This window comes from Paraburkholderia panacisoli (assembly GCF_008369935.1).
GTDB lineage: Bacteria > Pseudomonadota > Gammaproteobacteria > Burkholderiales > Burkholderiaceae > Paraburkholderia > Paraburkholderia panacisoli.
Genome location: NZ_VTUZ01000013.1, coordinates 114,148 through 137,774, shown reverse-complemented (window position 1 = coordinate 137,774; position 23,627 = coordinate 114,148). Strand labels below are relative to the sequence as shown.

At 62.6% G+C, this 23,627-nt stretch carries 21 protein-coding genes; 11 read left to right on the top strand and 10 right to left on the bottom strand.

Annotated elements, in window-relative coordinates; all coding sequences use genetic code 11:
• Nucleotides 1-56: 56 nt before the first annotated feature.
• The gene (locus tag FVF58_RS20835) at nucleotides 57-866 is read right to left on the bottom strand and encodes a helix-turn-helix transcriptional regulator (protein ID WP_149671749.1); all 810 of its coding nucleotides are present in this window, start codon (nucleotides 864-866) and stop codon (nucleotides 57-59) included.
• 502 nt (nucleotides 867-1,368) lie between these two features.
• Between FVF58_RS20835 and FVF58_RS20825 the strand changes: the two genes are divergently transcribed.
• The 4 genes from FVF58_RS20825 to FVF58_RS20810 are packed head-to-tail and all read left to right on the top strand — an operon-like array spanning nucleotide 1,369 to nucleotide 4,841.
• Nucleotides 1,369-2,439, top strand: coding sequence for a fatty acid desaturase (locus FVF58_RS20825; protein WP_149671748.1), 1,071 nt, complete (start codon nucleotides 1,369-1,371; stop codon nucleotides 2,437-2,439).
• 25 nt (nucleotides 2,440-2,464) lie between these two features.
• Complete coding sequence (locus FVF58_RS20820) at nucleotides 2,465-2,809, top strand: non-heme iron oxygenase ferredoxin subunit (RefSeq protein ID WP_149671747.1); 345 nt, start codon at nucleotides 2,465-2,467, stop codon at nucleotides 2,807-2,809.
• Nucleotides 2,806-4,053 carry an NAD(P)/FAD-dependent oxidoreductase gene (locus tag FVF58_RS20815; RefSeq protein WP_149671746.1) on the top strand — a complete coding sequence of 416 codons (1,248 nt, stop codon included), beginning with the start codon at nucleotides 2,806-2,808 and terminating at the stop codon, nucleotides 4,051-4,053. Before FVF58_RS20820 ends, FVF58_RS20815 begins: the two co-directional genes overlap by 4 nt.
• Complete coding sequence (locus FVF58_RS20810) at nucleotides 4,050-4,841, top strand: sugar phosphate isomerase/epimerase family protein (protein ID WP_246217135.1); 792 nt, start codon at nucleotides 4,050-4,052, stop codon at nucleotides 4,839-4,841. Before FVF58_RS20815 ends, FVF58_RS20810 begins: the two co-directional genes overlap by 4 nt.
• A gap of 91 nt (nucleotides 4,842-4,932) precedes the next feature.
• Here the strand turns inward: FVF58_RS20810 and FVF58_RS20805 are convergent, their stop codons facing one another.
• Nucleotides 4,933-5,970 carry a LacI family DNA-binding transcriptional regulator gene (locus FVF58_RS20805; RefSeq protein ID WP_149671745.1) on the bottom strand — a complete coding sequence of 346 codons (1,038 nt, stop codon included), beginning with the start codon at nucleotides 5,968-5,970 and terminating at the stop codon, nucleotides 4,933-4,935.
• Between the two features lie 1,120 nt (nucleotides 5,971-7,090).
• Here FVF58_RS20805 and FVF58_RS20795 point away from each other — a divergent pair.
• Nucleotides 7,091-8,359 carry a M20 family metallopeptidase gene (locus FVF58_RS20795; protein ID WP_149671744.1) on the top strand — a complete coding sequence of 423 codons (1,269 nt, stop codon included), beginning with the start codon at nucleotides 7,091-7,093 and terminating at the stop codon, nucleotides 8,357-8,359.
• A complete protein-coding gene (locus FVF58_RS20790) occupies nucleotides 8,356-9,012 on the top strand; it encodes a trimeric intracellular cation channel family protein (protein WP_149671743.1) in 657 nt (218 codons plus the stop codon). Before FVF58_RS20795 ends, FVF58_RS20790 begins: the two co-directional genes overlap by 4 nt.
• 233 nt (nucleotides 9,013-9,245) lie before the next feature.
• Here FVF58_RS20790 and FVF58_RS20785 read toward each other — a convergent pair whose 3' ends face one another.
• Together FVF58_RS20785 and FVF58_RS20780 are read right to left on the bottom strand one after the other, a co-directional pair.
• On the bottom strand, nucleotides 9,246-9,623 hold the full coding sequence (locus FVF58_RS20785; protein ID WP_149671742.1) for a BON domain-containing protein: 378 nt from the start codon (nucleotides 9,621-9,623) through the stop codon (nucleotides 9,246-9,248).
• Nucleotides 9,624-10,183: 560 nt separating this feature from the next.
• On the bottom strand, nucleotides 10,184-10,987 hold the full coding sequence (locus FVF58_RS20780; protein ID WP_149671741.1) for a DeoR/GlpR family DNA-binding transcription regulator: 804 nt from the start codon (nucleotides 10,985-10,987) through the stop codon (nucleotides 10,184-10,186).
• Nucleotides 10,988-11,019: 32 nt separating this feature from the next.
• On the opposite strand from FVF58_RS20780, the gene FVF58_RS20775 reads away from it, so the two are divergent.
• Nucleotides 11,020-11,619, top strand: coding sequence for an NUDIX domain-containing protein (locus FVF58_RS20775; RefSeq protein WP_149671740.1), 600 nt, complete (start codon nucleotides 11,020-11,022; stop codon nucleotides 11,617-11,619).
• 148 nt (nucleotides 11,620-11,767) lie between these two features.
• Here FVF58_RS20775 and FVF58_RS20770 read toward each other — a convergent pair whose 3' ends face one another.
• From FVF58_RS20770 to FVF58_RS20755, 4 genes are all read right to left on the bottom strand, one after another.
• The gene (locus FVF58_RS20770; protein ID WP_149671739.1) at nucleotides 11,768-13,201 is read right to left on the bottom strand and encodes an MFS transporter; all 1,434 of its coding nucleotides are present in this window, start codon (nucleotides 13,199-13,201) and stop codon (nucleotides 11,768-11,770) included.
• A 138-nt stretch (nucleotides 13,202-13,339) separates the two neighbouring features.
• Nucleotides 13,340-14,155, bottom strand: coding sequence for a shikimate dehydrogenase (gene aroE / locus FVF58_RS20765; RefSeq protein ID WP_149671738.1), 816 nt, complete (start codon nucleotides 14,153-14,155; stop codon nucleotides 13,340-13,342).
• Nucleotides 14,156-14,162: 7 nt separating this feature from the next.
• Nucleotides 14,163-15,146 carry a 2-hydroxyacid dehydrogenase gene (locus FVF58_RS20760; RefSeq protein ID WP_149671737.1) on the bottom strand — a complete coding sequence of 328 codons (984 nt, stop codon included), beginning with the start codon at nucleotides 15,144-15,146 and terminating at the stop codon, nucleotides 14,163-14,165.
• Nucleotides 15,147-15,266: 120 nt separating this feature from the next.
• The gene (locus FVF58_RS20755; RefSeq protein ID WP_149671736.1) at nucleotides 15,267-16,040 is read right to left on the bottom strand and encodes an SDR family oxidoreductase; all 774 of its coding nucleotides are present in this window, start codon (nucleotides 16,038-16,040) and stop codon (nucleotides 15,267-15,269) included.
• A gap of 150 nt (nucleotides 16,041-16,190) precedes the next feature.
• On the opposite strand from FVF58_RS20755, the gene FVF58_RS20750 reads away from it, so the two are divergent.
• Nucleotides 16,191-17,084, top strand: a complete 894-nt coding sequence (locus tag FVF58_RS20750; RefSeq protein ID WP_149671735.1) for a LysR family transcriptional regulator — start codon at nucleotides 16,191-16,193, stop codon at nucleotides 17,082-17,084.
• A gap of 72 nt (nucleotides 17,085-17,156) precedes the next feature.
• On the opposite strand, the gene FVF58_RS20745 is transcribed toward FVF58_RS20750, so the two are convergent.
• Nucleotides 17,157-17,861 carry a GntR family transcriptional regulator gene (locus tag FVF58_RS20745; protein WP_149671734.1) on the bottom strand — a complete coding sequence of 235 codons (705 nt, stop codon included), beginning with the start codon at nucleotides 17,859-17,861 and terminating at the stop codon, nucleotides 17,157-17,159.
• Nucleotides 17,862-18,060: 199 nt separating this feature from the next.
• Between FVF58_RS20745 and FVF58_RS20740 the strand changes: the two genes are divergently transcribed.
• The 3 genes from FVF58_RS20740 (at nucleotide 18,061) to FVF58_RS20730 (ending at nucleotide 22,228) form a co-directional block, all read left to right on the top strand.
• A complete protein-coding gene (locus tag FVF58_RS20740; RefSeq protein ID WP_149671733.1) occupies nucleotides 18,061-19,335 on the top strand; it encodes a glucarate dehydratase family protein in 1,275 nt (424 codons plus the stop codon).
• A 66-nt stretch (nucleotides 19,336-19,401) separates the two neighbouring features.
• Complete coding sequence (locus FVF58_RS20735; protein WP_149671732.1) at nucleotides 19,402-20,730, top strand: MFS transporter; 1,329 nt, start codon at nucleotides 19,402-19,404, stop codon at nucleotides 20,728-20,730.
• Between the two features lie 190 nt (nucleotides 20,731-20,920).
• Entirely contained in the window at nucleotides 20,921-22,228 is a 1,308-nt protein-coding gene (locus FVF58_RS20730; RefSeq protein WP_149671731.1) for an MFS transporter, read from the top strand.
• Nucleotides 22,229-22,361: 133 nt separating this feature from the next.
• Here FVF58_RS20730 and FVF58_RS20725 read toward each other — a convergent pair whose 3' ends face one another.
• A complete protein-coding gene (locus FVF58_RS20725) occupies nucleotides 22,362-23,285 on the bottom strand; it encodes a DUF1571 domain-containing protein (RefSeq protein WP_188130881.1) in 924 nt (307 codons plus the stop codon).
• Between the last annotated feature and the right edge of the window lie 342 nt (nucleotides 23,286-23,627).

The following is a 23,627-nucleotide window of genomic DNA, read 5'->3' as shown; positions in this document are numbered from 1 at the left end:
ACCGAAGGCTACCGGTCTGTAACCGAAACGCCTTGTAAAAAATTGCTGCGCCGCTGTCAGAAGCGAGCGGGAGTAACGCCGTACGCCTCGCGAAACGCCCGCGTGAAATGGCTTTGATCGAAGAAGCCAACGGCGTGCGCAATTTCAGTGATCGGCATGTTCCTGTTCGCGTTGATCAACGCCACCGCCTTTTCCAGCCGCATGCGCAGTAACCAGGCGTGAGGCGTCATGCCAACAGTGCGTTTAAACAGTTTCAAAAACCGGAATCGATCGAGGCCAACAAGCAGAGATAGATCTTCCAGGACGATTTTGTCGGCAATATTCGCCTCGACGAATTCCCGAACAAGTCGCAGTTGCTGAGACGATAAGGCGCCGGCGATAGGTGTGGGGGATGGTTGCTTCAAACGGGCGAACAGTGACTCCAGCAATTCCAGAACGTAGGTTTCGCTCATGATGGGATCGTTCATCCCGTGCTGAAGGGTCGCGTGTATTTTGAGCAACTGCTCTGCGAGGCGGCTATCTTGCAGCACCGCTGCGGCCTGTGAGGGGAAATAGTGCTTGCCCGTGATTTCCTCCCCGAAGCCGTTCAGCAGCGCGGGCGACAGTCGAAACGTTTGAAGCGTGTATGACTCGTCAGCCCCAGCAACCCCGTCGTGGACCTCGCCCGCAGGCATGAGCTGAATCGCGCCACGCGTGAGCAACAGGGATTCCCCACGGAACGATTGACGTTGCACCCCGCTCGCAATGAGTGCGATATGGCAGTCGAGATGATAGTGCGGCTCAAAGCGAAACTCGGCAAACCGAGCCTTACTAAGGACCAAACCGGGAATGTCGGTTGAGTGACTGTATTGGACTTCTTCGTGCATAACTCACCTCCGATTCGCCGCCGGCACTTTGGAAAATAGCCTCGAAAATTGCGCTGTGAGCGCCTTCATTATCCCAGCTTCCTTTGGGTCTGCCCTGCCACGCTGACATCACCCGGTGCAGCAGCCCGGCAGCGACGACGTGCGCCGCAATTTCCTCTAAGAGTGCCGCGATGCAGAAATCAAGTGTCGCCAGTCTTTGGCTCATGCCCACGCAGTTCAGGTGAAACCGGCCGCAGACCGCAGCCGTGAGTGCTTTATCTAATCAGGCTCTGAATTCGTCCGCAAAATCAATTGCTTCCCTACAGTTACATGGAATTAATTTTCCATTCGGTTTGCCTTTCCCGGCGCGGCACACAAGCCGGCCTGATGGAAATCCATCATTTTCTCTCGTGAACCGGCGCATCCCGTCATCTATCGTTGACCCAACGACAAGGGCACCGGCCACCGCCGCAATGACGGGAAGCCACCAAAACAGCACAGTCACACACAGCAGGAGACACCCATGTCCTCGACTCCCGGCGTCGAAGGCGGCGGCGCCGCACCTCGCGTCACCGACACAGCCTTTGAAGACGGCATCGGCCAGCAGTGGTATCAGCCCGTGATTTCGCGTGCAGCGCTCAAGGAGCTTATGAAGCGCAGCGACACCGAAGGCTGGCGCAATTTCGGACTGTGGCTCGCGTTGCTGATTGCTTCGGGCGTTGTGGCCGCCGTGTCATGGGGAAGCTGGTGGGCGGTCCCGGCGTTCTTTGTGTACGGCACGATCTACTCGTCAAGCGACGCGCGCTGGCATGAACTCGCGCACGGCACGCCTTTCAGGAGCCGTCGTGCCAACGATTTCTTCTATCACCTGTCGTCGTTCATGACGATTCGCGAAGCCTACTGGTGGCGCTGGAGTCACGCGCGGCACCACACGCACACCTACTTCCAGGCTCGCGATCCCGAGATCCAGGTCGCACGGCCGACGAAAGTCTGGCCAATCGTCATCGACTTTCTCGGCCTGATGGGTTGCTCGATCGAAATCGGCAAAGTCGTGCGGCACGCATTCGGCCGTGTCGACGCCGCGACCGACGCGTTTCTGCCCGCGTCCGAAAAGCCCAAGATGATCTGGTCGTGCCGCATCTACCTCGCGGTGGTGCTCGGCACTATCGCGCTCGCAATCGCCACGCACAGCTTCCTGCCGCTCATGTTCGTCTGGACTCCGCGCTTCTACGGCGGCTGGTTGCATCAACTGCTCGGCCTCACCCAGCATGCGGGACTTGCGGTCAACGTGAAGGATCATCGTCTGAACACGCGCACGGTGCATATCAACCCCGTGTTTCGCTTTCTCTATCTCAACATGAACTACCACCTCGAACACCATCTGCTGCCGATGGTGCCGTTCCACGCGCTGCCGCGTCTGCACGAATCGATCAAGGATCAATTGCCGCCTGCGTATCCGAGCCTCTATGCGGCGTATCGGGAGATGCTGCCCGCGCTGTGGAAACAGCGGTCCGATCCTTCACACGTGATCGAACGGAAGATCCCGGGCAAGGACGTGCCGCAAGACGCATTCCCCGTGCAATCGAACGCCTGAACGACCTCAAATAACGGAGACTCCCGTGACCGTCGAAACGAACAACCTCAAGTGGGTCGTGGCCTGCGCCACCGGCGATATCGATGAAGAAGACGTGATCCGCTTCGATCACGCCGGTGCGAGTTACGCGGTGTACCGGATCGGTGAAGGCTTCTTCGCGTCCGACGGCTGGTGCACACACGAACGCGCGCATCTCGCCGATGGCTTCGTCGTGAATCGCGAGATCGAATGTCCGCTGCATCAGGGGCGCTTCGACATCCCCACTGGCAAGCCGAAAAGCCCGCCCGTGTGCGTGCACCTGAAAACGTATCCGGTGCGCGTCGAGAACGGCGAAGTGCTGCTTGGCGTTCCGGCAAAGGACCCGTCATGACGAATCAACCCGCGATGGTGATCGTCGGCGCCGGACAGAGCGGCGCGCGCGCCGCGCACGCACTCCGCGAGAACGGCTGGAAAGGCGGTATCACGCTGCTCGGCAATGAAGGCGTCGCGCCTTACGACCGGCCGCCGCTCTCGAAGGCGGTGCTGCTCGGACAGAAGACCACCGGCGAATGCACGCTCTACGATGAAGCGTTCTATCGCCAGCAGGGAATCGATCTGCGCACCGATGCGTCCGTGCAGCGGATCGACCGTGCGGCGCGTCGAGTGGTCTTGCCAAGCGGCCACGCGATCGCCTATCACCGTCTGCTGATCGCGACCGGCGCCGCGCCGCGCAAGCTCACCGCGCCAGGTGCGACGCTAGCGGGCGTGTATTACCTGCGCACTGTCGTGGACGCCGGATACATCGCCGGCGAACTGCAACCGGGGCGCACGATAGCAGTCATCGGCGCGGGCTTTATCGGACTTGAAATTGCCGCGACGGCGATCGCGTGCGGCTGCAACGTGGTCGTGATCGAGGCGGGCTCGCGCGCGTTGATGCGCGCCGTGCCCGAGATCGTCGCTGCGCATCTGGTCGAGCGGCATCGGCAGATGGGTGTCGATATCCGTTTCGCGGTTCAGGTGGACCGGATCGTCGGCCGTGATCGCGTGACGGGCGTCAAGCTCTCCGACGGCGACAACATCGCATGCGATTGCGTAATTGCGGGGATCGGCGTGAAGCCCCGAACCGAACTCGCGGAAGCCGCCGGTCTCGATGTCGCAGACGGGATCGCAGTCGACGACACGCTGCGCACGAATGACCCGCACGTCTTCGCCGCCGGGGACGTGTGCTCGTTTCCGCACCGGCTGTTTCGTCGGCGCATGCGCCTCGAATGCTGGAAAAACGCCGAGGATCAAGCACGCATCGTGGCGCGCAACATGCTCGATCGCGGCGAGACCTACTCCGAGGTGCCGTGGTTCTGGTCCAATCAGTACGACATGACGATCCAGATCGCGGGTATGCCGGCCTTCTCCGTATCGACTGTCGTGCGTGAAACCGGCAGCACGTCACGCGTTTTCTTCGCACTGGACCGTGACGGCGTGCTGGTCGGCGCAAGCGGCGTCGGCAACCCAAGCGAGATCGCACGCGACGTACGCGCCGCGCAGGCGCTGATCGCGCGGCGAGCGTGTGTCGAACCGGCACTGCTCGCCGATCGCAACGCGAAGTTGAAATCGCTGCTCGCCGCAGAGGTGTCATGACTCAACGTCTCGAGATCTATCAGTCGTTGTGGGCGATGGAGCGCCGGCATACCGACGGCCATGAGCGCTCGCTCGAAGAAAACATCGCGATGATCGCGCAAGCCGGCTTCGAGGGTGTCAGCGCCGGCTATGCATCTCGCGACGAGGTACGTCGCCTCGCTACCCTGCTCGCGCCGCATGGCATGCGCGCCGAAGCGCAGTGCTTTCCGCGCACCGTCGATGAGCTGCAACCGGTGCTCGAACTCGCGACCGAGTTCGGCGCGCATCACGTCGACCTGCAACCGGACGTGCGCCCGCGGCGCATCGATGAATGCCTGACGCTGATCGACGGCTGGACGCGTCTTGCCGAACAGGTGGATTTTCCAGTCTACATCGAGACACACCGCGACCGCATGACGACCGATCTGCATTTCACGCTCGACCTGCTGGATGCGCGGCCGGACCTCGAACTGCTCGGCGACATCTCGCACTATCTGGTGGGCCGCGAGTTTGCATGGCCTGTGTCGGACGAGAACCACGCGGCGATGCAGCGCATTCTCGACCACTCGTGGGCCTTTCACGGCCGCGTCGCGAGCCGCGAACAGGTGCAGATCGAGATCTCATTCGAACCGCACCGAATGTGGGTCGATCTGTTTCTGGACTGGTGGCGCTATGGCTTCGCGTCCTGGCGACGCCGCGCCGGCGCCACGACTCGCTCGTCTTCACGTGCGAGCTGGGACCGAAACCGTACGCGATCATCGGCCGTGACGGCAACGACACGACCGACCGCTGGGCCGAATCGCTGCTGATGCGCGACTGGATACGCGACCTGTGGAACGAAGTGACGCAAGCCGACGAAGCGCTCACAGTGAACACGCAATGAATGTCTTGCGAACGACGCTAGTCGCCAGGCGGGAGATTCTCGCGCAGCAGCACGGTGACAGGAATCTGGTGAGGCAACGCGACACCCGGGTCGCGATGATAGTGCCGCAGCACGATTTCGATGGAACGCATCGCCTCGCCGGCCGGATTCTGGTCGAGCACGGCGTCGAGCGTACCTTCTATCAGCAGTCGCCGCGAACTCTCGCTGAGTTCATGGCCGACGAAAACCGTTGAACGCACACGGTCGAGTGCAACCAGCGCAGCGCCAACGCCCTCGTTGCCGACTGAAATGTTGTAGATCCCGCGCAAGTCGGGATAGCGCCGGAAGGCGTCGCGAACGAGTTGCTCGGTTATCGACGACTGCTCGCGGCTCTCTACGGTCTCCACGATGTCGCAGTTCGGAAAGCGCCGCCGCAGCACGGAACGAAAGCCGCTTTCGCGCTCTTCATGGCCGAGGAAGTCATGCATGCCCGTCAGCACCAGCACTTGACCGCCGGCATCGCCGAGAAAGCGCCCGATCAGTTCGCCCGCGACGCGTCCCGCGCAACGGTTGTCGATGCCGACATAAGCAAGCCGCCCGGTGCCCGGCAGATCGCTGGCGAGCGTCACGACCGGAATGGTGCGGCTGACCTGGCGCAGCGCAGCGGTGATGTCCGGATGCTCGTACGCGACGATGACGAGCGCGTCGGCCCTCTGCGTAACGCGGCGAATGGTGTCGACCACGCGCGCCGGTTCGAGGCTCTCGAAGTAGGTGACCGCGCAGATCACGCGCTGTGCTTCGAAGGTCTTTTGCGCGACTTCGAAGCCTTGCTTCAACGATCCATAGTAAGGCGCGACCGGCTGCTGCAACAGGATCGCGATGCGCAGCCAGCGCACCGAAACCGATTCGAGCGCGCGGTCGATCTTCAGCTTGCGTGCCCATTCGAGCACGCTCGTTTCTTTCGCCCGCGAGACGCCGCCCCGCCCGTTCAGCACACGGTCGACGGTCGCTTCGCTGACACCGGCGGCCTTCGCGATGTCGGCCATGTTCGTTTTGCGGCGCGTGGAACTGGGCATTCGCATCAGCCTGGCAGGAAGGGAAAGCGAAGATTCACACGATCATCGCATCGCGGGCGCCCCGCATCAAGGCACGCCGCCTGGCGCCCAGCGCCGCCGCTGACGATCGCCCAGCCACTTCGGCAACCCCGGCAAGTTTCTGGCCGTGAACAGGACAGCGGCACGCCCAAAGCAAGGCAACGCACCCCCAACTCGGATGCTGCCGCGCAACGGACATCACTGGAGACATGAAATGAAGCGGAGAATGATTCAATTTGGCCTGCGGCCGTTGGCGGCATCTGGGCGCGGCGTTGCGTGCGATCGACGACGACCTCGTGCTGACGCACCGATCATCTTCGCCGTGGTCGCCAATGCAAGGATGCGCCGGACGGCGCGCCGCCTGAAAGTCAATGATCTGCTTTGAACCAATGCCACGGGAGGATTCGTCGATGGGACAGTTCGATACGAAGGTGGCCGTCATCACCGGCGGCACACAGGGGCTCGGCGCCGCAATCGCCGCGCTGTTCATTGTTGGGCCACTGTAAAGCGGGTTGATGTCGAAAATCCTTGAACGCCAGTCTAAATGCCCGCTCATTGCAGAATTCGACCGGATGCGCGGGGGCGCGCAAACACACCACGTCCTGGCGCACACCAAATTAGTTGAATATTTCAACAATTATTCTATACTTGCTTGGACACAGAGCGCTATTGCCAGTTTTCCTGCGCTCTGACCACTTCACCTTCAGGCTCGATCTGACCAGTTCATTGCGCGCCGACCAAGCCAGATTGGCTCAAGCGATCAATGGATTCCGGACATTTCCTCCCTCGCGTGTTGCGATTGGTTCGTGCGTAGCCCCAACAGTATCCTAGCGTTTCCCTCGCGGCAGGCTGCTGATCGAAAGGGCCCTACTCTCGAAGTTGCTCGCGCAACGTCTGAAGATGTTCGAGTGGCGAAAGCATTCCGAAACCTTGCCGGAAGTCTTGTGGCGCAGACCCTCGCGGTATCGAACCCCCACGACCGGCAAAGACACCGGACCGCAATCTCGCCACACTGATCTCCAGCCTGCTGGCATCGGGCCTGGCCAGCAGATAGAGGATTAGCCTTGCACTGGTGTGTATTCATTGAAGATGGGAGCTGACCATGTCGTTACTAGTCGAAGCAACCGCCGCCGATATCGAAGCGCTGTTGCCGGAGCTCGAAGCAATCTATCAGGACCTTCACGAGCATCCGGAGCTTTCGATGGCCGAGTTCCGCACTGCTGCGATTGCGGCTGACCGTATCGGGAAGCTGGGCTACGAAGTCACCCGGAACGTCGGCGGGACCGGCGTGGTCGGCGTGCTACGCAACGGCGAAGGTGCGACCGTCATGCTTCGCGCCGACATGGACGCGCTGCCCGTCACCGAGGCGACGGGCCTTCCCTACGCCAGCCGGGTGAAGGCGAAAGACGAGGACGGCATCGAAGTCGGCGTTGCGCATGCGTGCGGCCATGACCTTCACGTGACATGGTTGCTCGGAGCGGCACAACTGCTGGCCGAACATCGCGACGCGTGGAAAGGCACCGTGCTGGTGGTTTTTCAGCCGGGCGAAGAAGTCGGACTGGGCGCGCGCAGCATGATGGACGACGGCATGGCGGAGCGCTTTCCGAAGCCGGACATCATCCTCGGACAACACGTGATGGTGGGGGCCGCGGGCACAGTGGGCTATCGTAGCGGCACGATCCTGTCGGCGGGTGACAGCCTCAAGGTCAAGCTATTCGGGCGAGGGTCGCATGGATCGCAGCCGCAAACGTCGATCGATCCGGTCATCATGGCCGCGTCGACAACCATGCGGCTGCAGACCATCGTGTCGCGTGAAATTGCCCCGCTTGACAGCGCCGTGCTGACAATCGGCGCGTTGCAGGCGGGGACAAAAGAAAACATCATCCCCGACGACGCCACGCTCAAACTCAACGTGCGCACCTACGATGAAGACGTGCGCGAATACATGCTCGGTGCCATTCGCAGAATCTGCTGCGCTGAATGTACGGCATCCGGTGCGCCGCGTGATCCGGAGTTTACGACGTTGAGCAGCTATCCGCTGACCGTCAACGACGAAAATGCATCGGGTCGTATCGGCGAGGCCTTCAAACAATGGTTCGGTGAGCGCGCTTTCGAGACCCAACCGGCCGGCGCCAGCGAGGACTTCAGCGTTTTCGGCCGTACCTGGGGCGTGCCGTACGTTTTCTGGATCGTCGGCGGAACCGACGCGCAGGTCTATGCGCAAGCCAAAGCGCAAAAGAAGATCAACCAGATTCCGAGCAATCATTCGCCGATGTACGCGCCGACGCTCAACCCCACACTGAGAACCGGACTCGAAGCGATGATCTGCGCGGCTGCGGTGTGGCTCGACGAGCAAGGCGAGAGAAAGTGAACTCGCATATCGTCTATCAGGTGCTCGACCTTGTCGGCACATTCGTATTCGCGATCAGTGGCGCAGTGGCTGCAAGACAGCGAAGACTCGATCTGTTCGGTATCCTGTCGGTCGCTTTCGTGGTCGCGTGTGGCGGCGGCATCGTGCGCGACGTTTGCATCGGCGCGACGCCTCCGGCCGCGCTCTCCGACTGGCGATATCTGGCGACATCGATGCTCGCGTCGGCGGTCACCATCGCAGCCTACGCGAAAGTCAGGCGACTCCGGTTTCCCGTACTGTTTTTTGATGCCGTCGGACTGGGTCTATTCGCAGTGTCGGGCGCGCAGAAGTCGTTGACGTATGGGCACAATGCCGAACTGGCCATCCTGCTCGGAACGGTCAGTGCAGTAGGTGGCGGTGTCATTCGAGACATGCTGCTCTCCCGCGTGCCGTCGATACTCGAGCGGGAAATCTATGCGTCCGCGGCATTGCTCGGCGCGCTCGTCTTCGTTGTCTCTGCGGAGGTGGGCGCGATGTCGGCGTGGACGCCTTGGGTTGCGACGGCCGTTTGCGTCGGCGTTCGCCTGCTCGCGCTGTATTACGGCTGGCGATTGCCCGTGTATCGAGGGACGAAAGCCAGGCGCGAAGACGCGCGCACCCGAACAAATGCCTAGTAGCTGTGAAGCACAGGCGACGCGACTGAGCGCCCCCTACTTCATATCCAGCAACGTGATTGCGGACGTGAAGCAAAGGCGTTCAAGGGCAGGCAGGGACGAGCGCGGCTCTTAAGCCGCGCTCGAAACGCGCCGGCACAGCGGCGCTTGATGTTGGCAGGCCTGATGCCGTCACTGGACGACAGAAATAGCACGTCGACTGTTGCAAGGCGCGGCATTCGGCCTGGATGACCTCAGGTCCCAACAGGACGGATCGACAGCGCGTTCCTGACGGAGACGACTCCCGGTACACCCTTCGCCACCTCGGTTGCCCGGTCGCTTTGGGCCTGCACCGGCACGGTGCCTTGCAACGTGACGGCACCGTCGCGCGCACGGATGGTGACATTGGACATGACGATGCCTCTATCCTTCACCAACGCCGAGCGAACCTGACGTTGTAGCGCGCGGTTCGCTGCTTTCAGCGACTTGTAGTGCGCCCGCGCGCTAGCCGTTGTGCTTGCCGGGGTGGCAGGGGCGGCAGGGGCAGCGTCGCTCGCCTGCGCATAGGCGTGGATCGAACCGCAGATAAGAAGTGCAGTACCTGCCAGTTTGATTGCGTGAATTGCCTTCATGCATTTTCTCCTGTTGTCACAATTGTCTAGCGTTCCGAATAGCAACGCTGCACTACACCACCAAAATCTTTCCGGGTGAATTGAATAGAACGATATTGCGGATAATGCGTTGGGTCAGGCGATAATGCAAACGCAAGCGACCATGAAATACCGGTCAAAATCTGGATGCGTCGGATAGTGACAATACTCCAATCTTGCCAGGATGACTGCGCGCGGATCAGAAAATGAGGCTTTGACGCAACGTCTCACATGCAGGCTTGCATGTTGTGCCACTTTTGCAGTGGAATGACATATGGTACGGCCTGAAATGGCGAGTTGCTGAAATGATCCCTACCTCCTGCCGCGCGAAGTGATCGCGCGAGAACCCGACTACCCCAATTGCAAGTTCAGTACCAATTCGCCATTGCGCACGACAACGGTGCGATCTGGAGAAACTGGCATTGTTTTCCGGAGAATCGTCGGCGCTCGTAGACATGTGCGCGTCCGCCGGAGAAGTCATCTGATCGGCTTCGTGAATGAAGCGATTGCGGGCGCTGACGAGTATGACTAGCGCCTGAGTGTCACGCGCGAACAATCCCCACGCCTGCAGCTTGCAGCGCATCTGTGAACGCTGTGTCCGCCAACTTCTCGACCACTATCGTCTGCGCAAGCGTCACGTCGCCAATCGAATAGGCCGACGCCGCATTCAGTTTTTCCATCGACGCGAGGACGACGGTCTCGGCGGACCGCGCGGCAAGCGCTCGCTTCACGTAGGCCTCTTCGAGATCACCCGTACTGAGCCCTGCCGTTGGATGAACACCTGTCACACCCATGAAATAAACGTCGGCATGGATATGCGACATCGCCTCGATGGCCGCAGCGCCGACGTTGACGATCGAATGCTTGTACAACTTGCCGCCGATCATGATCACGTCGATTGACGGATGGTCCACCAGCGCAACGGCGACCGTCGGGCTATGCGTGACGACGGTCGCCGACAACGAGCGAGGGATATGCGCCACCAGTTCGGCCGACGTCGTGCCGCCATCGATGATGACGATGCTGCCCGGCTCGATCATGGCCGCGGCAGCGATGCCGATCGCGCGCTTGCCCGACGACTCGAGCGCACGTCTTTGCTCAAACGGAGCAACCGCCGACGAGGCCGGCAATGCACCACCGTGGACCCGCTGCAGCAATCCTTCCGCAGCGAGTTCGCGCAGATCGCGCCGTATCGTGTCCTCCGAGACACCGAAGGTGACGGCGAGCGGCCCCGCCAGCACCTGTCCGTCCCGGGACAGCAAGTCGAGAATCGCCTTCTTGCGTTGTGTCGTCAACATGATTTTGCACGTTTCTTCTTGATATTGCACGAACTTGCACGATATCATGAATTCGTCCTTGTCGCGATCTGGAGGAATTCATGACTGCAACGCAAGACCGTGTACGCATCATCGATACGACCGTGTTGTCCGACGACTGGTATGTGTTGAAGAAGACGACCTTCGACTTCCTGCGACGCGACGGCACCTGGCAACGACAGAGCCGGGAAACTTATGATCGCGGCAACGGTGCGACGATCCTGTTGTTCGATCGCGCCAGGAAGACGGTGATATTGACCCGACAGTTCAGATTGCCTGCGTTCGTCAACGGTCACGACGGGATGATGGTGGAAGCCGCCGGGGGCCTGCTCGACAACGCGTCGCCGGAGCAGCGCATTCGCGCCGAGGTCGAGGAAGAAACGGGGTATCGCGTGCGCGACGTGCAGAAAATATTCGAGGCCTACATGAGCCCCGGATCGGTGACGGAAAAGCTTCACTTCTTCATCGCCGAATATGACGCGACGACGCGCGTCGGCCATGGCGGAGGAATTGAAGCGGAGGGAGAAGATGTCGAAGTCGTGGAATTGACGTTGGACGACGCGCTAGCGGCAGTGGACCGTGGCGAAATCGTCGACGGCAAAACCATCATGCTGTTGCAGCATCTGGCGCTGCGCGAATTGACGCGAGCGCATGCCACATGATTGGACAACTCGTTCCTGTCGCCGGGCCATAGGCCGTATCGCGGCGACCATCACGCCATCCCGAGCGCTCGCTCGACCCCAACGGCTGAAGCGGGTCGAGCGGCGTCGCCTGTCGAACGGCAAAGTTCGACAGGCGTGACCACGAAGACTAGGAATGTCGAAACGCCCGCTCTTCGCGCAACGCGGCGGCGGCCTCGGACGCGTCGCGCAAATCATCGAGATCGCGGCCGCGTGTCTCCGGCGTGTAGTAGGTCGTCACCACGCCGATCAGGCTCAGGATCGCGACATAACTGGCGAGCGGAATCCACGCGAGAATCCGGCCTTCGCTGCCGCCCCAGTGCGCGGTGGCCCACGCGATGACCGAAGCGCCGATGAGCGGCGCGACCCCACCCGCGATGACCGCCGATACTTCGCGTCCCACCGCCACGCCGGCATAGCGATGCTGCGCCCCGAACAATTCGGGAAGCAGTGCGCCTTGCGTGGCGAACATGCCCCAGACGCCGGCCAGCGCGACGCACAGCATCGCGATGCTCGCCGCCGCATTGCCCTGGCTCAGCACCCACCAGGTCGGATAGGCCAGCAGCAGTTGATAGACAGCGAACGCGCGATAGACGGGAATGCGTCCGAACCGGTCGCTCAGCATGCCGGTCAGCGGGATGATGATCGCCCCCGACGCCCCGGCAAGCAGCAGCGCGACAGGACCGATCTGTCCTTTGAGGCCTGTCGCCGTCGCCATGTAACTGATCGCGAGCGACTGATAGATCGACGAGCCGCCGTTCTCCGCCATCCGCATGCCGATGACTTTGAGCAGCGTCGGCTTCGAATGCTTGATCAGGTGTTTCAGCGGACTGTCGTTCACTTGCTGGCGCGCTTCGAGCTTGGCGAACGACGGCGACTCCTTGAGTTTCAACCGGATCCATACCGCCACCGCGACAATGGCGACGCTCAACAGAAACGGCACGCGCCAGAGCCAGCTTTGCGAAATGTCTTCGACGCGCACCAGCGTGAAGTAGATCGCGGCAGCCATCACCGTGCCGAGCAGCACACCCATGAAGGGCAGCGCGGCGAAATATCCGCGTCGCCTGGCTGGCGCATACTCGGCCATCAGCACCGCGGCGCCGGCTTGTTCCGCGCCCGCGCCCAGTCCCTGCAGCAAGCGGCAGCCCACCAGCAGTATCGGCGCCCAGACACCGGCGGTTGCATAGGTGGGCAAGAGGCCGATGAGCGTACTGGCGATGCCCATCAGCAGGATCGTCGCCATCAGAACGAACTTGCGTCCATAGCGGTCGCCGAGCGCCCCGAAGACGATGCCGCCTACGGGCCGGATCGCGAAGCCGAGGAAGTACGCGCCGAAGCTCGCAATCAGGCCGATGCCCGGATCGCTCGACGGAAAGAACAGCGGCGCGAAGATCAGCGCCGACGCCAAGTTGTACAGCGCGAAGTCGTAGTACTCGAGCGCGCTGCCAATCGAAGCCGCCCACGCCGCGCGATACAGATCGGCGGTGTTCACTTCCTGCCTGGCTGCGGCGGCGTCGTTGCCGGTGTCGCTCGAAGCGGTGGCAATGGTTTGCTGGTGTTTCATGATGTCTCCTCCAATGTGGATGCCGCGCCTGATCAGCGATGATCCGGACGGTCCGCTCCTCATCGATCCCCCTCGTCTTCCCGCGAGGTGTCGGATCGTGTTGCCTGCGTTTTCCTGCGAAACACTACCCGCGCCGGTCTAGCCGACCCGCGCAATCTCGTCGAGCAAGGCCGCGCTCATCACGTCGAGCGGTGCCGGCTTGCCCGTATAGAGTTCGACCTGTCCGCAGAACTGATGCAGCAGCATGCGCGTTCCATCGACGACGCGGCAGCCGATCTCGGCGGCATCGCGGATCAGCTTCGTGCGAACCGGGATGAATGCCGCATCCATCACGAACAGATGCGCGGCGAGTTGTCCGGCGCGCAGCGGGTTCACGTCGGGCGCGCGAAAACCCGCCGCCGTCGCATTCACCACGCCGTCGAACGCGGCCGGGTCGAAGGAGTTCAGAGCGCCGCCAAAGTCGAGGCCGAAAGCCGTGGCCAGTTCCTGTCCACGCGATGCGGTGCGGTTGAACACGGTCACCCGCGCGCCCGCGCGTTGCATGCCCCACGCGATCGCGCGCGCCGCGCCGCCCGCACCGAGAAGCGCGACGCGGCGGCCCCGCAGCGACGTTACCTCTTCGAGCGCGCGGACCGCGCCCACGCAATCGGTGTTGTAGCCCGTCAGATGGCCGTCGCGATTGTCGATCGTGTTCACCGCGCCGATTTCACGCGCGGTGTCGTCGAGCGCATCGAGGTGCGCAATCACGGCCTGCTTGTGCGGCATCGTCACGTTCAGCCCGCGAATGCCGAGCGTGCGCATCGCGGCGATGGCGCCGGCGGCATCCTCGACGCCAAAGCTCACGAACGTATAGTCCACACCGAGCGCCCGATACGCTGCGTTGTGCACCTTGACGTTGAACGTGAACGGCTGACCCGCTAGCGAGCCGCAAAGAGCTGGAATGGAATGTGGCATGTCTGTTCTACACCGCGGAGAGGTCGAACGCAGCGACGGGCGTCTTGCCGTCGAGCACGCGCAGCAGGTTGTCGGTCGCGAGTTCGGCCATCGCGCGCCGCGTCTCGTGCGTCGCGGAGCCGATGTGCGGGAACGGCGTGACTTTGGGATGGGTCCGCAGCGGCGAATCCTGGGACAGCGGTTCGACGGCGAACACATCGAGGCCGGCCGCGCGCAAATGGCCGCTGTCGAGCGCGGCAAGCAGCGCGTCTTCGCGCACGATCGCGCCACGCGAGCCGTTGACGAAGATCGCGCCGCGCTTCATCGCGCGGAACGCCTGCGCGTCCATCAGGCCGCGCGTTTCATCGGAGAGCGGCAGCGTCAATGCGACGATATCGGCGCGCTCGAGCACTTCGCCGAACGAGGCGCGCACCGCGTGTCCGCCAAGCGCCGCCGGCACCGGTACGTCGAACGGATCGTGGAAAATCACCGGCATGCCGAACCCGAGCGCCGCGCGCCGCGCCACCGCCTGCCCTATCCTGCCGAAACCCAGCACGCCGAGCGTCTTGCAGTGCACGTCCCAGCCGAACAGATCCTCGCCAACGTTGCGCGTCCAGTGGCCGTTGCGCACATGGTTCGACAGCTCGACCAGACGCCGCGACGCGGCGATGATCATCGCGAACACCGTGTCCGCCGTTGTCTCGGTCAGCACGCCGGGCGTGTGGCACAGCGTGATGCCGCGCTGCTTCAGATGGGCGAGATCGTAGTTGTCGACGCCGACCGAGATGCTCGAAATCACCCGGAGACGGGGTGACTGGTCGAGTTCTGCCGCGCCCAGTCTGAAGCTGGAACCGATCAGGCCGTCCGCGTCGTGCAGCGCGTCGCGAAAGCGCGGCAACTCTTGCGCGCGTCGCGGATCGGCGACCACCACGTGATGCTTCGCGCGGATTCGTTCGAGCAGGTCGTCCGGAATCGCCCGAAACACGACGACGTTTCTGCGTGCTGTGTTCATCGCTGTGTCTGACATTTGCATGCTCTCTTCTCCCTGTCCCGATTGCTGGCGAGTGAACGCATTCGACGTCGCCTTGCCAATGTCTTGTTGTGAAGTTGCGCAGCGGCGCGCCGGACGGTTTCAGACCACGCTGGTCAGTCCGCCGTCAACGAAAAGTGTCTGCCCGTTCACGAAGTCCGACGCCGACGACGCCAGAAACACCGCGGCGCCGCACAACTCTTCCACGCGGCCCCAGCGTCCGGCCGGCGTGCGCTTGCAGAGCCAGTCGGAGAACGCGGGGTCGTCGACCAGCGCGCGATTGAGATCGGTCGCGAAGTAGCCGGGAGCGAGCGCGTTGGCCTGAATGCCGCGACTGGCCCACTCCGCGCACATGCCTTTGGTCAGCATGCGGATCGCGCCCTTGGTGGCCGCATACGGCGCGATGCCCGGCCGCGCCAACTCGCCTTGCACCGAACAGATGTTGATGATCTTGCCGCGCCCGCGCAGCAGCATGTGACGAGCGACCGCTTGCGACACATGGAAAGCGCCGTCCAGGTTGACGCGCAGCAGGTCGTTCCAGTCGGCGGCGCTGAAGTTTTCGAGCGGTGCTCTGCGCTGGATGCCGGCATTGTTGACGAGGATGTCGATTGCGCCGACGCGCTCTTCGAAATCATCCACCGATGCCGCCACTTGCGCGGACTGCGACACATCAAATACCGCGATATCCGCGCTGAAGCCCTCATCGCGCAATCCCGCTGCCACGGCGCGCGCCTTCTGCTCATCGCGATCGTTGATGACGACGGCCGCGCCTGCGCCCGCCAGACCGCGCGCCAACGCGAGCCCGATGCCGCGCCCGGAGCCGGTGATCAATGCGCGCCGCCCCTCCAGGCTGAACAGATTCAATGTCTCGTACATGTCTCAGGACGCATTCGATGCGCCTCCGGGTTGTCTGTCGATGCACGTAGTTCACCGCAGACTCGGAGATTGCGCCAATAGTCTTTCGTGACCTTGTTATCATGATTTTTGATAACGCACGGCGGCCCGGCCCATGGCCGAAGAGACATCATGGAACTCAAACATCTGCGCGCGTTCGTCGCGCTAGCCGAGGAACTGCATTTCGGCAGGGCGGCGCAGCGGCTGTGCATCGTGCAGCCGGCATTGAGCATGCAGATCAAGGCGCTGGAAGAGGAACTGGACGTGCGCCTGCTCGAACGCGACCGGCACAAGGTGGCGCTGACCGAAACCGGGCGGCTCTTTCTGCCCGAAGCGCGCGCCACGCTTCATCAGGCGATGCGTGCGGAGCAGACCGCCCGCTTGTCGGCGCGCGGCGAAATTGGCACGTTGCGAATCGCGTTCGTGTCGTCCGTGCTGCCGAAGCTGTTGCCGACGCTCATTCGCAGCATGCATGCGCGCTACCCGCTCATCACGCTCGAACTGAAAGACATGCCGACACCGGATCAGATCGCCGCCCTGCACAGCAACCAGCTGGACTTCGGCCTGGTACGTCTGCCCGTGACCGGCGCCGGGCTGGAAACGCGTCTCGTGCTCGAAGAGTCGTTCGTGGTCGCGCTACCCGATGACCACCCGCTCGCCGCGCAACCGGTGATCCGTCCGGCCGATCTGCGTGGCTGTCCGGCGTTCGTGCTCGCGCGGCGCTACGCACCCGGCTTCCATGACGAAATGCTCGTCGCGTTGAAACGCCAGGGTGCGGATCTGGAGATCGCTCAGGAACTCGGTGAATTTTCGACCATGCTCGCGCTGGTTTCGGCCGGGCTCGGCATCGGGGTGATTCCGACCGAAGCGGCCCTCGCGTTGCCGCCGAAAGTCGTCGCGCGTGCGCTTGAACTTGCGGATCACCGGGCCGGCATCGGCCTCGCGTATGCGCACCTGGATAGCGCCGCCAAACGCGCGCTGCTCGGCGTGATGGAGTCATGCGCCCGCGACGGCTGGGTCACGTAGGCCCCGGTTCGCTGCGCACCAGCGTGGCGCCCACTCGACATTGAAATCGAGCCCGCACCCCGGCGGGCGTCATCAGTCATCCGTCAGGAAGTTCGGATGACTCGCGCGGATCTGATCGACCTGGTTCAGCGTGCCCGACAGATGCTTGCGCAGCGCCGCCTGCGCGGCCTCGGCGTCGCCTTTTTCGATCGCATCGACGATCTCGGTGTGATCGCGCACCACCGCCATCGTCTTGCCCTCCACCGGCAGGTGCAGGCGGCGCAGCCGGTCGATGTGGCCACCCCGTCTGCGCACCAGGTCCCAGAGTTGCGGCACGCCCGCCGCCTCGTACATCTGCCGATGAAAGGCCTGATCGAGCGCCGAGAACTGCTCGTAGTTCTTCAGGTCGCGCAGTTCCATCTGCCCGGCGATCGTAGCGCGCAACTGAACGATCAGCGCTGCATCGCGCTGCTGCGCGAGCGTGCGCACGACTTCCAGTTCGATAGCACGGCGCAGGAAGTGCGCCTGCAACGCGGACGTCACGTTGATCTGGCTGACCACCGTGGCGTGCTGCGGAAAGATGTCGACGAGACCTTCCTCGCCGAGCTTCATTAGCGCGTCGCGCACCGGCGTCTGGCTCAGACCGTACTGCGTCGCCAGATCGGCGCGCGAGAGCACCGTGCCGGGCGCCAGTTCGAGCGACAGGATCATTTCGCGCAGCCGTTCGAATACTTGCGGCGCGGCATGACGGGAGCGGTCGAGCCGGGTCGGTGTCGACGGGAAAGCGTTGGTTTTCATGGCAGGAACGAAGCGTAAGCGCAGGCGGAATCTGCTGTTCCGGCCCGCTGAGATACTAATACTATAGCCGACGTCGGCCCGCGCCCAGCGCCTGCGCAGCCCGCACGGACCTGAGTATTTACCCCACTGACGCACTAATACATTAGTGCTTTACCATGCGCCCATCAACTTCAAACTCTCCCATTACCGGATTGCCACCATGACTCGCGACATCACCGTCACCCAGGTGCGAATTACGCCGATCGCCTTCCGCGACGGCCCTCTGCTCAACGCTGCGGGCATCCACGAACCGTGGGCGCTGCGCGCGATCGTCGAACTGGAGACGAGCGATGGGCGCGTGGGCATCTCAGAGACCTACGGTGACGAACCGATGCTGCGCGTGCTCGAGCAGGCCAAGGCGCTGGTGATCGGTCTGTCGCCGTTCGACCTGAACCGGATGGAAGAACGCGTGCGCGCCGCGATCAAGGCGAGCCCCGGCGCGGTGGAATTCGAACTCGCGCCCGGCTCGCACTCGGCCAAGAACGCGCCGAAAGTCATCAGCACGCTCGAAGTCGCGATGCTCGACTTGCAGGGGCAAATCGTCGGCGCGCCGATCGTCGATCTGCTTGGCGGCAAGGTTCGCGACGCCGTGCCCTACAGCGCCTACCTCTTCTTCAAGTACGCCGAGCACATCGACAAGCCCTATGCGCCCGATGCCTGGGGCGAAGGCCTGAGTGCAGAGCAGATCGTCGCGCAGGCGCGTCGCATGATCGAGCTGTACGGCTTCCAGAGCATCAAACTCAAGGGCGGCGTATTCGAGCCGGCGCACGAGATCGCGTGCATGCGCGCGCTGCATCAGGCCTTCCCCGGCATGCCACTGCGCCTCGATCCGAATGCCAACTGGACGCTCGAAACGAGCATCGCGGCCGCCCCCGAACTCGACGAGCTGCTCGAGTACTACGAAGACCCATGTCCGGGGCTCGCAGGCATGGCCGAGCTGGCGAAGCACACCCGCCTGCCTCTCGCGACCAACATGGTGATCACCACCATGGAAGATTTCCGCCGCGGCGCCGAGATGGGTTCGGTCAAGGTCTTGCTGTCGGACCATCACTACTGGGGCGGCCTGCGCGCGACCCAGACACTCGCGCGCATGTGCAAGCTGTGGGATCTGGGCATGTCGATGCACTCCAACTCGCACCTCGGCATCAGCCTGATGGCGATGACGCACGTCGCGGCGAGCATCCCCAACCTGACCTACGCGTGCGACACCCATTACCCGTGGCAGGAAGAAGAAGTCATCAAGGGCGGCCGTGTGAGCTTCGACAACGGCGCGGTACGCGTGCCCAGCGCGCCGGGCCTCGGTGTCGAGCTCGACCGCGACCGCCTGGCTGAACTGCATGCCCAGTACCTGTCGTGCGGCGTGCGCAATCGCGACGACCTGAAGCAGATGCAGAAGTACGACCCGGGTTTCAGCGGCAAGAACCCACGCTTCTAACGCGCGCCTCTCATCCGAGCCGACGTCCGGCGCGCGATGCGCATTGCCAATCGAGGAGACACCCCCATGAGCAGTTCCATCCCCGTCGCCGCCGGCCCGGACCGGACCGACGCGCTGGCGAGCGCCGTGCGCAAGATCAAGTGGCATGTGCTGCCGCTCTTCGTCGTGATGTTCATCGTCAACTACATCGACCGTGTGAACATCGGCTTCGTCCGCCAGCATCTGAGCGCCGATCTGGGCATCGGCGCGGCGGCCTATGGACTCGGCGCGGGGCTCTTCTTCGTCAGTTACGCGGTCTTCGAAGTGCCGTCGAACATGCTGCTGCAGCGCTTCGGCGCCAAGGCGTGGCTCACGCGCATCATGTTCACGTGGGGTCTGGCCGCGGTCGGCATGGCGTTCGTTCGCGGCGAAACGTCGTTCTACGCGATGCGGCTGCTGCTCGGCGCGGCCGAGGCTGGCTTCTTTCCCGGCGTCATCTTCTATTTCACGCAATGGCTGCCGCGCGACGAGCGAGGCAAGGCGATGGCGATCTTTCTCAGCGGCTCGGCGCTCGCCTCGATACTGTCCGGGCCGATCTCCGGCGCGCTGATGCTGATCAGCGGCTGGGGCCTGCACGGCTGGCAGTGGATGTTCGTGATCGAAGGGATGGCCTCGGTGGTGCTGGCCGGCTTCATCTGGTTCTGGCTCGACTCGATGCCGCGCGACGCACGATGGCTGAGCCGCGCAGAACAGGATGCGATAGTGGCCGAGGTGGAGGAAGAGCAGCGCCAGCGCGATGCGGTGCATGCGGTGAAGCCGTCGGTCTGGACTCTGCTGCGCGACCCGCAGATCCTGATCTTCTGCCTGATCTACTTCTCGGTTTCGCTGACGATCTACGGCGCAACCTTCTGGCTGCCCAGCATCATTCGCAAGATGGGCCATTTCAACGATTTCCAGGTCGGGCTCTTCAATTCGATCCCGTGGCTGATCTCGATCGTGGCGATGTACTTGTTCGCGATGCTCGCGGCGCGCTTCAAGTTCCAGCAGGCATGGGTTGCGTGCGTGCTGCTGATCGCCGCGCTCGGCATGTATGCGGCCGGCCAGGGCAGCCCGATGTTCTCATTCGTCGCGATCTGCTTTGCGGCGATCGGTTTCAAAGCGGCGTCGGCATTGTTCTGGCCGATTCCGCAGGGTTACCTGGACGCGCGGATTACCGCGGCGGTGCTGGCGCTGATCAATTCGATCGGCAATCTCGGCGGCTTCGTTGCGCCGGCGACATTTGGCTTCCTCGAGCAGAAGACAGGGTCGATCGAAGGCGGGCTGACTGGGTTGGCGGTGATGTCGGTGGTGGCCGCCGGGGTTGTTTTCTTTGCGCGGATGACACCTCGGGATGGGCGGGCTGCGCTTGCGGTGTAGGACTGAGCGGACCGGTTCGACGGGTATCTGAGCCGGTCCGCTGGAAAACGATCGTGCTGATGAGAGGCGATTGATTGCGTGCGCCGGCCGACGAAATATTTCGCTCGGGGCGCAGCTGTGCACTGAATTCCGTCATTCGCCGATCTGAAATGTTAGCGGTACCATCGATTACAAACTTTGCGGAGACACAATGAAAATGATAGATATCCGTTCCGTCGCCGATCAAACGGCCGTCGGACGATACAGATGGACCATCTGCGCGCTTATCTTTTTTGCAACGACGATCAACTACATGGATCGTCAGATGCTTGGGCTGCTGGCGCCGCTGCTGCAAAAAGACATTGGCTGGAATCAGGTTCAGTATGCGCAGACCGTGATGGTGTTCACGGTCGCCTATGCAGTGGGTCTCGCGATATTTGGTCGAATCGCCGATCGGATCAGCACCAAAGTGGTCTACGGCAGTGCCATGGCGATGTGGAGCCTGGCTGCGATGCTGCACGCGTTGGCGGCGACCGTCCCCGGCTTCGCGGCCGTGCGCGGTTTGCTCGGGTTCGGCGAGGCGGCCAATTTCCCTGTCGCCATCCGCACCACGGCCACATGGTTTCCGAAGAAGGAGCGCGCGTTGGCCACGGGCCTGTGGAACATGGGCGCAACCGTTGGCGGGATCGTTGCGCCTGCATTCGTACCGATCGCCGCTGTCATGTGGGGCTGGCGGGCGACGTTCATTGCCGGAGGGGCGGCCGGTTTCGTGTGGCTGGCGGTGTGGCTGCTGGTGTACCGTCCTCCCGCGGAGCATGCGTCGGTATCGAAGCGCGAGCTGGATTACATCAATTCGGACCGGGACGAACGCGTCGAGCAATCCGTGAGCTGGCTCTCCGTATTGAAGTACCGCGAAACGTGGGCGTTCATTTTTGGCAAACTGCTGACCGATCCGGTGTGGTGGTTCTATCTGTTCTGGCTGCCCAAATGGCTCAATGAGTCGAGGCACATCGACATCGGCAATCTGGGTCTGCCGCTGATCGTCATTTACACGATGGCGTCCGTCGGCAGTGTGGCTGGAGGATGGCTGTCGTCCCGGCTGATGCAGCGTTCCAATAAACCCAATGTCGCACGCAAGATCGCGATGGGTATCTGCGCGCTGTGCGTGCTGCCGATCGCCACACTGTCGCATTTTCAGAGCCTCTGGTACGCGGTCTTCGCTGTCGGCCTTGCCGCGGCAGCTCACCAAGGGTGGTCGGCAAATCTTGTCACCACCGTCGGCGACGTGTTTCCGCGCCGGATGGTCGGCACGGTGGTCGGTATCGGCGGCGTGGCGGGGATGATCGGCTCGTTCTTCTACTCGGGAGTCATCGGCGAGACGTTGCAGCGCACCGGTCAGTATTGGGTGCTCTTCGCTGTCGGTGCATCGGCTTATCTGGTCGCGCTCGGCATCATTCATCTGCTAATGCCGCGCATGACGCCTGTGAATCTGCGCGAGCAAGAGACTGCCGTCGGCTGAAGGTCTTCTTGAGGGAACAGACGTCGGCGAACGAGTAGCGTAGCCACACAATCAGCATGTGGCTTCGCGGCTCAGCGGCGCAATGGCCGGTCAACCGTCAGTTACTTCGCGGTAGTCGTCGGGTCGCACCACGTCAGTGAAAACCGTAGTCGGGGTTATGCCGGTCGAAAGCAGATTCGCTCCAGCGGTGCGGCACGACGTCTTCGAAACGGATCATCTCCAGTACGTCGCCGCGTTCGTCCCACGAGTCTTCGCCGCAGGGCCACGGGTGCTCGAGATCAAACAGCAGCGTCACGCGCCGCGCGTAGTGCGCCGGTGGCCCCGCCGGAGCGATCCAGGTCCACGCAAGCAGCCGAACGCCTTGCACGTTCACGAGTTCGATGCGGGTAGGCTTTTCGGTAAGGCCCTCTTCACGAAAGCTGTGCGCATCGTGCTCAATGGTGCGCGTGATGAACTGCAGGCCGAAATCCCGAACACTATGGTGGGACTGGGCATGCGCGAACGCGCCGTCGATCGCGACCTTGCCTGACACGATACGCAGTCGACCGCCCAGATGGCCGAAGATGCTAACCGGGTCCCGGGTTTCGTCGTAAAGAATCTCCTGTCCTGCATGTGCGCCATCAGGCAGCCATTTTGCGTAGACACGTCGAGGCGTGTCCTGATATCGAATATCGATGTGATCGGGCCGGTCCGGCCATCGCCCGGATATGCGCTCCTGCCGGAGCATTTTGTATTCGTACGCGTCGTCCGGCACCATGTCGGACTTCGCGTACTCGACGAAGGCTTCCGGTTTCATCGCTTCCATCAGAGAAAGGATCTGATCGTCGGTCAGGGCCAGCAGTGAGTGATCTTCGAACCGCGTTCGCAACGACGCCGCCTGTTCGTGGACCGTGAGACACCGGAACTGGTCGACGTCCGCGCTCACGGCATCCGACGTACCGGCCTGCGCGCATCCCGCCGATATAGCGGATGAAGCCGGCTCCATCGGCCTGGTCGATTGACCGGCGGCGCCCACGGGAGCAATCAGGCACGTCAACGCGAGTACACACAGCAACATCCGCCAGGTTGGCCACCGTTGCACATCAGGTGGCATGCACCGGCGCGCTCGACGACCGGAAATGCGATATCGACAAGTGATCATAGGTTCAAAACGTCGCTTGCACTTTGGCGTCTGAATGGCCGCCCGGGCGTGCTGCATGCGAACGACTCGCCACGCCATAGTCATGCAGGAGGCTGCGAGGCGTGCCTGCCGCCACCGTGGCAAGCGACAGCGCGCAACCGCACAACGAGCGTCGCTCGCGGGCCTCCCGAGAATACTCTCAGCGCGGCCTTCTTTGCGTCGGGGAATGGCATTCCGGCACGGAATGGGCTCGAGACTTCCAGGGTCAGCCCCGTGGAT

Coding starts and splice junctions, on each gene's coding strand:
- FVF58_RS20745 (WP_149671734.1), bottom strand. CDS start 17,861: ATGAAAACCAACGCTTTCCCGTCGACACCGACCCGGCTCGACCGCTCC.
- FVF58_RS20770 (WP_149671739.1), bottom strand. CDS start 13,201: ATGAAACACCAGCAAACCATTGCCACCGCTTCGAGCGACACCGGCAAC.
- FVF58_RS20755 (WP_149671736.1), bottom strand. CDS start 16,040: ATGTACGAGACATTGAATCTGTTCAGCCTGGAGGGGCGGCGCGCATTG.
- FVF58_RS20740 (WP_149671733.1), top strand. CDS start 18,061: ATGACTCGCGACATCACCGTCACCCAGGTGCGAATTACGCCGATCGCC.
- FVF58_RS20735 (WP_149671732.1), top strand. CDS start 19,402: ATGAGCAGTTCCATCCCCGTCGCCGCCGGCCCGGACCGGACCGACGCG.
- FVF58_RS20805 (WP_149671745.1), bottom strand. CDS start 5,970: ATGCCCAGTTCCACGCGCCGCAAAACGAACATGGCCGACATCGCGAAG.
- FVF58_RS20750 (WP_149671735.1), top strand. CDS start 16,191: ATGGAACTCAAACATCTGCGCGCGTTCGTCGCGCTAGCCGAGGAACTG.
- FVF58_RS20780 (WP_149671741.1), bottom strand. CDS start 10,987: ATGATATCGTGCAAGTTCGTGCAATATCAAGAAGAAACGTGCAAAATC.
- FVF58_RS20810 (WP_246217135.1), top strand. CDS start 4,050: ATGACTCAACGTCTCGAGATCTATCAGTCGTTGTGGGCGATGGAGCGC.
- aroE (WP_149671738.1), bottom strand. CDS start 14,155: ATGCCACATTCCATTCCAGCTCTTTGCGGCTCGCTAGCGGGTCAGCCG.
- FVF58_RS20725 (WP_188130881.1), bottom strand. CDS start 23,285: ATGTTGCTGTGTGTACTCGCGTTGACGTGCCTGATTGCTCCCGTGGGC.
- FVF58_RS20730 (WP_149671731.1), top strand. CDS start 20,921: ATGAAAATGATAGATATCCGTTCCGTCGCCGATCAAACGGCCGTCGGA.
- FVF58_RS20835 (WP_149671749.1), bottom strand. CDS start 866: ATGCACGAAGAAGTCCAATACAGTCACTCAACCGACATTCCCGGTTTG.
- FVF58_RS20775 (WP_149671740.1), top strand. CDS start 11,020: ATGACTGCAACGCAAGACCGTGTACGCATCATCGATACGACCGTGTTG.
- FVF58_RS20815 (WP_149671746.1), top strand. CDS start 2,806: ATGACGAATCAACCCGCGATGGTGATCGTCGGCGCCGGACAGAGCGGC.
- FVF58_RS20760 (WP_149671737.1), bottom strand. CDS start 15,146: ATGAACACAGCACGCAGAAACGTCGTCGTGTTTCGGGCGATTCCGGAC.
- FVF58_RS20795 (WP_149671744.1), top strand. CDS start 7,091: ATGTCGTTACTAGTCGAAGCAACCGCCGCCGATATCGAAGCGCTGTTG.
- FVF58_RS20785 (WP_149671742.1), bottom strand. CDS start 9,623: ATGAAGGCAATTCACGCAATCAAACTGGCAGGTACTGCACTTCTTATC.
- FVF58_RS20825 (WP_149671748.1), top strand. CDS start 1,369: ATGTCCTCGACTCCCGGCGTCGAAGGCGGCGGCGCCGCACCTCGCGTC.